Genomic DNA, 9,915 nt, shown 5'->3' on the forward strand with positions numbered 1-9,915 from the left:
TGAATACGGTTGTGATAAGCAGAAAGTTGTTTATTTTTGAGAGCTGATTTTAATTCATTAATTTGATCTTGTGTGAATTCCATAATATCTATTATAATTCAGATTTTGATTTTTGTTAAGTATAAACACACAATCAAGCATAGCTGCTGTTTTACGAGCCATCGAACTGGGAATCCTATGAGGGAAAACGAACTCAAGATCCCAGAATCTGACATCGTAAAAAGAGGCTGGGACAAAAGTCTAGCCTCATTGACTTTGGTTAATAAAATGCCTTTGACACAGTAGCTGATTGGGTCTAACAGCATTGTATGCTGTTAGAGAGTACCAAATCTTGTTTGCGAAGCAAACTCCAATCATTCGCTTTTCAAGCTCGGAAGAGGACCTAATCAGCCTTGCGGGGGTGGGAGTAAAAAGATCCAGTGGATCTTTTTAGCATGAGCCTGAAATTAAGAAAGCGAATAAACTAAATTTTTTCAAATTTAGTTCTGTCCCACTCCCTTTTTATCGTTGTTTTATGTGCTTTTAAACCAGTTTTTAGTTTGCCAATTGAGCGACCACAGCCTCCAAAAGTGGTCCCTCCTCCAGGCCGGTCACCTGAACCACCACTTCTTTTAGTGGTTGGGAAGCTAGGAGTTCTTGTAATTCCAAAGCCTGGGGATCACTTGGATCGCGGTAGGCAAAAACTGCCGCGACGGTTTCTAGTAGGTGTTGATAGGATAGCTTACGCTCTGCCAATTCACGGATCGGGCGGATAAAGCGTTCATCGTAGCCCAATTTCCGAATCGGTGTCCGGGCTACACGCGCAATATCATCTACAATATACGGATTTTCAAAACGGCTGATAATCACTCGGTGATAGTCTTCTAAAGCCGCCTGCTCAAAACCCCATTTGGCCATTAATAGGCTGCGAATCTCTGCCAAAACAGCCTCGACTTGCTCCTTGACTGCTGGATTTTGCAGCGCTTCAAGAATGGTCTTGGCTCCAGCTTGAGCCCCTGTATAGGCAGAGGTTGCGTGGCCAGAGTTCACGGAGAAGAGCTTACGTTCGATAAAGGGTTCCAAGTCCTCTTCGTAATGAACCTGCTCTAGACGCAGCTCGGGATTTTTCATGCCCTTGGTTTCGACAACCCACTCCTTGAAGGGCTCCACCACCACATAGAGCGGATCCTCATGGCTTTGAGCGGGAACAATACGGTCAACAGCTGCATTAGGGAAACCAACATGTTTCGCCACATAAGCTTTGCCAGCTTCAGACAGATAACCGTCCACTTCCTGCGCCAGAAAACTAGAGCCTCCAATCATATTCTCACAGGCAAGAACATCCACATTTTGGTGATTCCCCTGAGCCAAGCGTGCTTCCAAACCACGTGCCAAAACTTCTGCAATAAAGGGAAGGATATTGGGACCAATCGCGGTTGTGATCAAATCCGCCTCCGCAATTGCCTGAATGACTTGGTCTGGATTTTGGGCATTGTTGATGCCCCTAACGCGGGAAACCTGAATTTTCGGTTGGCCTTCCTGGGCAATTTCAATAGTATAGCCTTGTTTCTCATTCAAGGCATCAATAATCGTCTCATTAACATCAATAAAGGCAATTTCAAAATCATTGTCATAAAGAACTTGGCCAATAAACCCACGTCCAATATTTCCGGCACCAAAATGAACTGCTTTTTTCATAAAAGATCCTCCCTAAGCTACACTTTCTAGTAATTGCTTGATTTCTTCCACGCTTTGAGCATCTGCTAGCTTGACCACATTGTCGACATCGGCACAGAAGATGGATATTTTTTGAATCATCTCCAAATGATCCTCTCCCAGCCCAGCAATTCCAAAAAGAATTGTCGCAATCTTGGGATCTGCATCTGTTCCAAAATTTACACCAGCTGGAACCTGCACAATGGTGATGCCAGAAGACAAGACTTCTTTTTTAGCCGCATCTGTTCCATGGGGAATAGCAATAAAATTGCCCATATAAACGGAAAGGTCTTGGTTGCGCTGGATCATAGCCTCAATATAGGCTTCCTTGACATGGCCAGCGGCCTGCAACTGACGTCCACAAAAGCGAATGGCTTCTTCCTTACTTGCAAAGGCTTGGTTTACATGAATGAGCTTATTTTCAAGTTGCATAGTTATTCTCCAATTTTTTTCATTTTTTCTGCAAAGATGGTATTCAATAATTGGTAGACAATCTCTTGATTTCCCGTCCGATAAATCTCTGTGTAGAGTTTGTTTTCAATAATCGACTGACTAATAGCCGTCATCAAGTCCCGAACTTCCTCCCGTTCCCCGACTGGAGTGAGCATGACCAAGAGTCGCCGAACCGCTTCCTCCTCCTGGTTCATCGAGGGACTGGAAACAGCATTGGCCAACTGCGCAATCATAAACTGACTGGCCTCGACCTGGCTGGTTTGGGTATGTAAGAGGGCTAGATTGGTTTGCGGAATGGCCAAGGGGCTCTGGTAAAAGCGGTCCAAAAGTTTCCGACTGACATAAGCCGTATCTAAGATCCCCTCTAATTGCCCAACCACCGCTGCGACAGCCTGGTCGAACGATTCCTGCTGCGGTAGTTCCACCAAGGAGAATCGTTTTAGGAGTAGCCGGCTGGCTTCCAGATAGGCCGGCAAATCATAGCTTTTCTCCTCTTCCACAACCACTCGTTCCCGAACCGTTCGATTCTCCTGAACCCGTTGCAAGGTTTCCTGCAAGTCCAACATTTCCTGGGTACTAGGGAAGGTCGAAATTAATTGGAATTCCGATTGAGTCAGCGGTTTGGTCGTCAAACAATAGTCATAGGAGTCCAACTCTAACCCCTCCAAGTTATTGGAACTTTTCACCTCAATTCCCTCTACGAAGGGAGCAATCGTTTTGATTTTTGACACCAAAACGCTAGCTGACAAAGGCCGTTCATCCGTCACCAGCAGCAAGCGGATAGGAAAAATTTCTGGACTTCGCCGCAGGCTAGCGGCAAAGTGCAGAGTCACTAGTTCGTATTCATATTCATTCTGAATATAGGCTGGGAACAAGTCCTGCATTAACAGGCTGACCAGGCGGTGTAAAAAGGGATTTCTCTGACTACTTAAAAAAGCCATATTCGCCGTTTTGACATCTGGAAACAAGACTGGGACCGCTAGAGTTAGGCGGATATGATTAAATAAAAAGGGGAAAAGTAAGCGATCCTTCATAAAATCACTCTTGCTAAAACGGGATACGGAGTCAATCAGCTGCGTGACATTGTAATAAAAAGAACTGTCAAAACTCTCCCGAAAGAGCGGCACCTCCTGACGGCGAATAATCAACTCATCCACCATGGACGCAAAGTAAAGAATCTCCTGCAGATTGTAAAACTGCTTGATTGCAGCCGACAGACGACTAAAGAGCTTCTGCGCAAACTCCAGAGCTTCCTTAGACAATTCAACCTGCTGCTGCAGCTGCCCCTGATTATCCGCTAGGGCCAAGAGCGAAATGAGAAATTGCTTGAGCTTGACATCGACTTCTCCCAAGCTAGACGCCAAATCCTCAAAGACCTGCCGACAACTGGTAACTCTAGCAGTCTGTAAAATCGGAAATTCCGAATAACGATCTGCCCAAAAATCCTGAATACTAATTGCATTCGTGAGCAGAATCGCCAAAACCCGCCGTTTTTGTGAGGATGTTCCCAGCAAACTGTAGCCCTTGTGTCGGGACAAGGACAGCTGGAAGTCCTTGACACGTGCCTCAATCACCGCAATATCCTGAATCACAGTCACATTGGAAACAAAATAAACTTCCTGTAGCTGTTCATTGGTCACGGATTGATCCGCTACCAACAGATCATAAGTGATAAGCAGTTGCCGCCGGCTGGGACTGTAGGCTTCCTGACCATCAGTCGCATTTAATTGAGCCAGATCCCCTTCGAGATAATACTTCCGCCCTTCCTTGATCAGCTTAACCCCATGCCGATCCAGATAGGGTGTCAAATCTGATAAGGTCCGATAAACGGTCCGGGTGGAAACCTGTAAAATTTCCGTCATCTCCTTCAAGGAAAGCTTCCCTACTTGGAGGAAAGCTTTCAGAAGGTCTTGTTCACGTTTGCTTAGTATCATGGTTTTATTATACTAAACATCTAACTTATTGATGGATACGATCAACCATTTTATCGTATTCTGGAGTGGTTACCAAACTATCCACCACCAAAAGCTGAGCTTCAGACGCAGCCTGCTGTACCACTGCCTGATTCGCAATTGTGGTAACCAATAAAATGTTTTTCGCATTATGTTCAGCCAAATTGGCCAATGGAACAGTCGCAACCGGGATACCGATGCCACGGTTTTTAAAGATGGCACTGAGAGTTGCCTGTCCCATGGTCGCAGAACCCTGAGCCTGCCCATAAGGGAAGACCACTTCATCAATATAGTTGAGATCTACTTGCCCCTGAGCTTCTGGACGTGGATCCGCTTCAAAAACTACAGCTGCTTGACCCGCCAATTTGCTGACAATTTCATCATATTTTGGAGACGTTAGGAAATTGTCCACAGCCACATGGATCGCCCGTGGAGTCCGTTGCAGGGCACGATCAGCCAATTCCTCCTGGGTTACAATGAGTGTGTTTTCTGTATCTTCCAAGGCCGAAATGGCTTTGTTGGAAACTGGAACATCTAGACCTGCTTTTTTAACCTTATCCCGCAAGAGAGAGGCCCCCATCGCGGAACTTCCCATCCCCGCATCACAAGCAAAAATGATTTGACGAACATTTGCGGCAGAAATTTCCTCAGCAATCGGAGCTAAAGGCTGCCCTTTTGAAGCTGCTTTGGCAGCCTTGCTGGCAGCTTGCGCCTCCTCCAAACTTTCTCCCTCAGACTTATCAGCCTTCAAAATAATGGAGGCAACTACAAAGGAAGCGAGCGCACCTGCAAAAACGCCGGCCAAGACAGCAAGAAGGTTCGCAAGATAACCATCTCCCTTAGGTACCATTCCCATAATAGCCAGAATCGAACCCGGAGACGCCGCCGCCCCAAGACCTGCATTCAAAAGTTGGAAGGCAAAGGTACCTGACACACCCCCAGCAATCGCTGCTAAAAAGAGCGCCGGCTTCATCATCACATAAGGGAAGTAAATTTCATGAATCCCACCAAAGAAATGGATAATCATCGCTCCCCAAGAAGAAGACTTGGCTGACCCCTTACCAAAGAAAGCATAGGCCAAAAGAATCCCCAAACCAGGACCAGGGTTGGCTTCAAGCAAGAAGAGAACAGACTTCCCAGTCTCAAGTACCTGCTCTGCCCCAAGTGGCGTAAAGATTCCATGGTTCAAGGCATTATTCAGGAACAAAATCTTAGCTGGCTCAATAATGATATTGGCCAATGGTAAGAGTTTCATCGCGACAATCGCTTCCACCCCATTACCAATCATTCCTGTCATACTCTCCACAAATGGCCCTACAATTTTGAAGGATACCAACATAAGAGCAAACCCCAACAAACCAGCCGAAAAGTTATTGACCAGCATCTCAAAACCAGGCCGAATCTTAGGTTGCACCAGTTGATCAAACTTCTTGATCCCCCAAGCTCCCAAAGGCCCCACAACCATGGCTCCAATAAACATCGGAACCGTTGTCCCAGCAATAACCCCCATGGTCAGGATGGCACCAACCACCCCACCCCGTTGGCCATAAAGATTAAAACCTCCGGTATAACCAATTAAAAGTGGCAAAAGATAAGTAATCATTGGACCAACAATGGTTGCAAAAGACTCATTCGGCAACCAGCCGGTTTCAATAAATAAGGAAGTTAGCACCCCCCAAGCAATAAAAGCACCTATATTGGGCATGACCATATTGGATAAGGTTGTCCCTAACTTCTGCAGACGGACTCGAAATGATTGAGCTTCCATTATACGACCTCCTATCGTTGATTTCTATCTTTAGTATAGCGACAAAAAATGCGACCGAAAACTCAAATCTTGTCACACTTTTTATGACAGAAGAGGAGGAGTCATAAGCGTATCTCTAAGCTGAAACACCGAGAACTAGAAAAGCAATTCAAAAAAAGCCAGCACGAAGCCGACTTTCTCCACTTATCAACGTTTGTAAACTTCTTTCCTATGGCCGACTTCAAGAGCCAAGACTACGAGTTCATCATCTATAATGTCGCAGATCACACGATAATTACCAATTCTGTAACGCCATAGCCCTTTTAAATCCCCTACTAGAGCTTTACCATGTTGTCTAGGATTCGCTAACCCATCCAACTTATTCTTCATATCCTTGGCTAACATGAAACCGACATGTTTATCCATCTTTTTCAGTTGCTTCAAGACGTCATCACTAAGAACTAGTCTATAAACCATCTTCTAGCTCCTTTATAACATCATCTATCGCATGAGTAACCGGATTCTTTTTAAAGCTTTCATAAGCTTTCAAGCCCACTTCGTAGTCTAGCTGATCTTCTATCTGCTCAATTAAGGCACTTTTGAAAAGTTCAGATAAACTTTTTCCTGTATGAGTTGCATAATTCTTGAATAATTCATCCTCTGCCTTATTTAATCTTAAGGATACCACTGTCATAGTTCCACCCCCTTTATGTATTACATTGTAATACATAAAGGGGGTGCTGTCAACTCCATAAAGGTGTACTTTTATCAACGTTTGTAAACTTCTTTCCTATGACCGACTTCAAGGGCCAAGACTACAAGTTCATCGTCTATAATGTCACAAATTACAGGATAATTGCCAGTTCTGTAACGCTATAGCCCTTTTAGATCCTCTATTTTTGAAGCAATTTTTCTTTGACCAAATAGTCATGGGCAACACTAGCGGCTGTTTTCCCTTCTACATCAACCTGATAGTTCATTTCTGACATCTGACTAGCAGTTATTTTTCCAGCTAGTTGATTCAGAATCCCTTCCAGTTCTGGGTGTTTTTCCAACAAGTCTGCCCGCATTAAAGGGGCTCCTTGATAGGGTGGGAAGAGTTGGCGATCATCCTCCAGTACAAAGAGGTTGTATTGTTTAAGTTGACTGTCTGTCGAGTAGGCATCAATCAGATTGACGGCTCCTGTCTGGATGGCCTGATAGCGCAGTGATGGCTCCATGGTGTTGACCTTGAAGTTTAGGCCGTAGACTTTTTCGAGGCCAAGATAGCCGTCAGGGCGGTCATTAAATTCCAGCGAAAAGCCCGCTTGCAGTTGGGATTGGATCTTGGCTAAGTCTGAAATCTTCGCCAGTTGGTGTTTCTTGGCAAAAGTTTGTGAGACTGCCAAGGCATAGGTGTTCTGATACTCCATCGGCTTCAGAGGCTGGGACAAAAGTCTAGCCTCTCTCTTTATGATTAGCAAAATACCTTTGACGCAGTAGTTGATTGGGTCTAACAGCATTGTATGCTGTTAGAGAGTACCAAATCTTGTTTGCGAAGCAAACTCCAATCGTTCGCTTGATAGCGAACATTTCATGTTCGTCCATATCATAGGCTCAGCGAGTCAATTCCTGACTCGCTGAGAGGACTCCGAACCCGGCCTAATCAACCTTGCGGGGGTGGGACTACGAACTAATTTTGAAAAAAATTAGTTCTGTCCCACTCCCTTGGCAATCCCTCTTCGTGCAGCTTCATAGACGGCTGCTGGGTCATGTAATAGCCAGTCTCCTTGGGGTAGTTCAGAATCCAAAGTAAGATCTGAAGCTAATTCCAGTGAAGGTCATACTTTCTGGCGAAGCGCTCATACAGAACCGTCTGTTCATACATCATGCGGACATAAGTTTTAAACTCCATAGAACTCCTCCCTCTCAGCCCTTGCTTTAATAAGTTCAGTATAGAGCAAAGTCTTTTATAGTCAATTTTTTTGACTATTTTTAAACAAGAAGAAAAGCAGCCTTTTTTACAGGCTACTTTTCTTATAAATCTAAACATGACTCGCAATTAGTGATAAGTCACCATCAAAAGTCCAATCTTTAACGTTATTAGGCAGGATAAAATGATCGCCCTTTTGCAAGGAATAGGTCTGACCATCTACAGCCAAGCTCCCTTGGCCCTCGAGAACACTCACGAGATAGTAATCCGCTTGCTGGTGGAAGGAAACCGGCCCTACCAAATCCCATTTATAGACCACAAAAAAGTCATTGGCAACCAATAGGGTCGATGTAAGATTCCCTAGCTGCAGAGAGGCCGGCCGGCTATTAGCCGGTTGGCCAATCGTTGAAACTGCAACCGATTGGTCAATATGCAGCTCCCGACGATTGCCCTGCTCATCAATCCGTTCAAAATCATACACACGATAGGTCACGTCACTGGACTGCTGGGTTTCTAAAATCATAATCCCCGCACCAATCGCATGAACCGTACCACTCGGCACATAAAAGAAATCTCCCACTTTCACAGGCACCTTGGTCAACAATTGCTCCCAGTTTTGCGACTCAATTTGTTGGCAAAGCTCCTCCTTAGATTGAGCCTCATGGCCATAAATAATCTCGGCACCTGGTTCAGCATCAAGCACATACCAACATTCTGTTTTTCCAAGACTATTTTCATGAGCTAAACCATACTGATCATCCGGATGAACCTGAACACTCAACCAATCATTAGCATCTAAAATTTTCGTAAGCAAGGGGAACACAGGCTCCGGACGATTCCCAAACAAATCCCGATGCTCTGCATACAAGTCATCAAGCTTCTGGCCTTGATAAACACCGTTTTTTACAGTCGACACCCCATGCGGATGGGCTGAAATAGCCCAATATTCTCCAACCTTGTCACTTGGAAGCTCATATCCAAAAACATCCTGTAATTTGCGGCCACCCCAGATTTTTTCCTGCATCACCGATTCTAAAAATAATGGTTCTGACATTGCTTGTCCTCCTATCTATTCTTTCACAACTGTAAAATCATCTCTCACACTAATACTATCACAAAAAGAAAAACATGACACGGTTTCTCAGATGGGTTGAGGGTAAACTTTAAAGAAATCTTTCAAATCCCTAACTTCAAAAAGTAGATTAGAGTAACCTTAAACCCTATACCATCAAAAACAAGCAACTTACCCAGCTCTCTCTGAGATAGCTGGTTTTTTACAAAGATACTTAAAGGAAAGTTGAGACATCCCAAAGTTAGACATCAAAAAAGAGAGAACCTTTCACAGTTCTCTCTTTTTGGTTCTTTTGCAAGTTGTATGGAATTCCTGAAAACCGATAGTCATGGAATTTGATAATTGTAGCTTTTTAATGACTGTACCCTGGCTTCTTTCGAATTTCTATGAGATGCTTCCCCTGTGGTGGGGGACGGCAGCGACCTCTAACGAGTTCCATGCCTTAGTCGGGAACCGAAGTTTCCCGACTCCCCCCGATTCCAAGCTGGCAAGCTTGGAATCTTTTCACCACTAGGTTGCGCATTTCTTCTAATTCTTCAGAAGCCTATGATACACGCCCTCCCCTCCTTAGAGGGGAGGATTTTTAGATAGAGTGGACAGCAGGAGATTGCATCCAGTAAACTCTGGCAAATAAATGCTCATGTTTCCGATAGCCGAAAGCAGAGCGCTTCAGAAGCTTAATTTTATTATTAGTTCCTTCAACGAGGCCATTATTGTAAGGCACAGAAAGGGCTAGACGGATAGATTCTTCCTTCTTTAAAAGAAAAGCTAGCTTATCACGAAAGCTTTGAGGGAGGAGCTCTGAATTTTGGCTCTCTCGAATCAAGTCAAAAAAGTAGTCCGCATTTCTTTCCTTAAAATATCCAAGTAGCAGTTGATAAAGGTTCCAAGTTTCCATCAACACAGGGCTATAATTGGCCAGTTCTAAAGCTATATCTTGTGCTGATACATAACGATTGTAAGCGTCCAATAACGAGGTATCTATCTTGAATCCCTATTATCCGATATACTAATAAAAAGATAAAAAATCGGAGGAAACAGATGCCAATCAATTTACTAGACCTAGGCCTTGTTCATCTAGTCT

The 9,915-nt window shown here is 44.4% G+C and carries 8 protein-coding genes and 2 pseudogenes; all 10 read right to left on the reverse strand.

What is annotated here, in order from left to right; genetic code table 11:
* Positions 1-534: 534 nt before the first annotated feature.
* Entirely contained in the window at positions 535-1,677 is a 1,143-nt protein-coding gene (locus HZY94_RS00760) for a mannitol-1-phosphate 5-dehydrogenase (protein ID WP_179924564.1), read from the reverse strand.
* 12 nt (positions 1,678-1,689) lie between these two features.
* Positions 1,690-2,127 (reverse strand): PTS sugar transporter subunit IIA, encoded by a 438-nt coding sequence (locus HZY94_RS00765; protein WP_179924565.1) that lies wholly within the window; start codon positions 2,125-2,127, stop codon positions 1,690-1,692.
* 2 nt (positions 2,128-2,129) lie between these two features.
* Entirely contained in the window at positions 2,130-4,082 is a 1,953-nt protein-coding gene (locus HZY94_RS00770) for a BglG family transcription antiterminator (RefSeq protein ID WP_179924567.1), read from the reverse strand.
* Positions 4,083-4,107: 25 nt separating this feature from the next.
* Positions 4,108-5,868: a PTS mannitol-specific transporter subunit IIBC gene (locus tag HZY94_RS00775; protein ID WP_218925685.1), complete on the reverse strand. Its 1,761-nt coding sequence runs from the start codon at positions 5,866-5,868 to the stop codon at positions 4,108-4,110.
* A gap of 186 nt (positions 5,869-6,054) precedes the next feature.
* A complete protein-coding gene (locus HZY94_RS00780) occupies positions 6,055-6,324 on the reverse strand; it encodes a type II toxin-antitoxin system RelE family toxin (protein WP_179923736.1) in 270 nt (89 codons plus the stop codon).
* Positions 6,314-6,541, reverse strand: coding sequence for a type II toxin-antitoxin system RelB family antitoxin (gene relB, locus HZY94_RS00785; RefSeq protein WP_160333331.1), 228 nt, complete (start codon positions 6,539-6,541; stop codon positions 6,314-6,316). Before relB ends, HZY94_RS00780 begins: the two co-directional genes overlap by 11 nt.
* A gap of 74 nt (positions 6,542-6,615) precedes the next feature.
* Positions 6,616-6,720: pseudogene (locus HZY94_RS10410) on the reverse strand (type II toxin-antitoxin system RelE family toxin); the annotation flags it as partial.
* A 20-nt stretch (positions 6,721-6,740) separates the two neighbouring features.
* Positions 6,741-7,301, reverse strand: a pseudogene (locus tag HZY94_RS00790) (glycine betaine ABC transporter substrate-binding protein); the annotation flags it as partial.
* Between the two features lie 570 nt (positions 7,302-7,871).
* On the reverse strand, positions 7,872-8,813 hold the full coding sequence (gene manA, locus HZY94_RS00795; protein ID WP_179924570.1) for a mannose-6-phosphate isomerase, class I: 942 nt from the start codon (positions 8,811-8,813) through the stop codon (positions 7,872-7,874).
* A gap of 601 nt (positions 8,814-9,414) precedes the next feature.
* Positions 9,415-9,801 carry a transposase gene (locus HZY94_RS00800; RefSeq protein ID WP_179924572.1) on the reverse strand — a complete coding sequence of 129 codons (387 nt, stop codon included), beginning with the start codon at positions 9,799-9,801 and terminating at the stop codon, positions 9,415-9,417.
* Positions 9,802-9,915: the final 114 nt, after the last annotated feature.

It is taken from the genome of Streptococcus danieliae (assembly GCF_013415245.1).
Classification (GTDB): Bacteria; Bacillota; Bacilli; order Lactobacillales; family Streptococcaceae; genus Streptococcus; species Streptococcus danieliae_A.

Coding starts and splice junctions, on each gene's coding strand:
- HZY94_RS00760 (WP_179924564.1), bottom strand. CDS start 1,677: ATGAAAAAAGCAGTTCATTTTGGTGCCGGAAATATTGGACGTGGGTTT.
- HZY94_RS00765 (WP_179924565.1), bottom strand. CDS start 2,127: ATGCAACTTGAAAATAAGCTCATTCATGTAAACCAAGCCTTTGCAAGT.
- HZY94_RS00770 (WP_179924567.1), bottom strand. CDS start 4,082: ATGATACTAAGCAAACGTGAACAAGACCTTCTGAAAGCTTTCCTCCAA.
- HZY94_RS00775 (WP_218925685.1), bottom strand. CDS start 5,868: ATGGAAGCTCAATCATTTCGAGTCCGTCTGCAGAAGTTAGGGACAACC.
- HZY94_RS00780 (WP_179923736.1), bottom strand. CDS start 6,324: ATGGTTTATAGACTAGTTCTTAGTGATGACGTCTTGAAGCAACTGAAA.
- relB (WP_160333331.1), bottom strand. CDS start 6,541: ATGACAGTGGTATCCTTAAGATTAAATAAGGCAGAGGATGAATTATTC.
- manA (WP_179924570.1), bottom strand. CDS start 8,813: ATGTCAGAACCATTATTTTTAGAATCGGTGATGCAGGAAAAAATCTGG.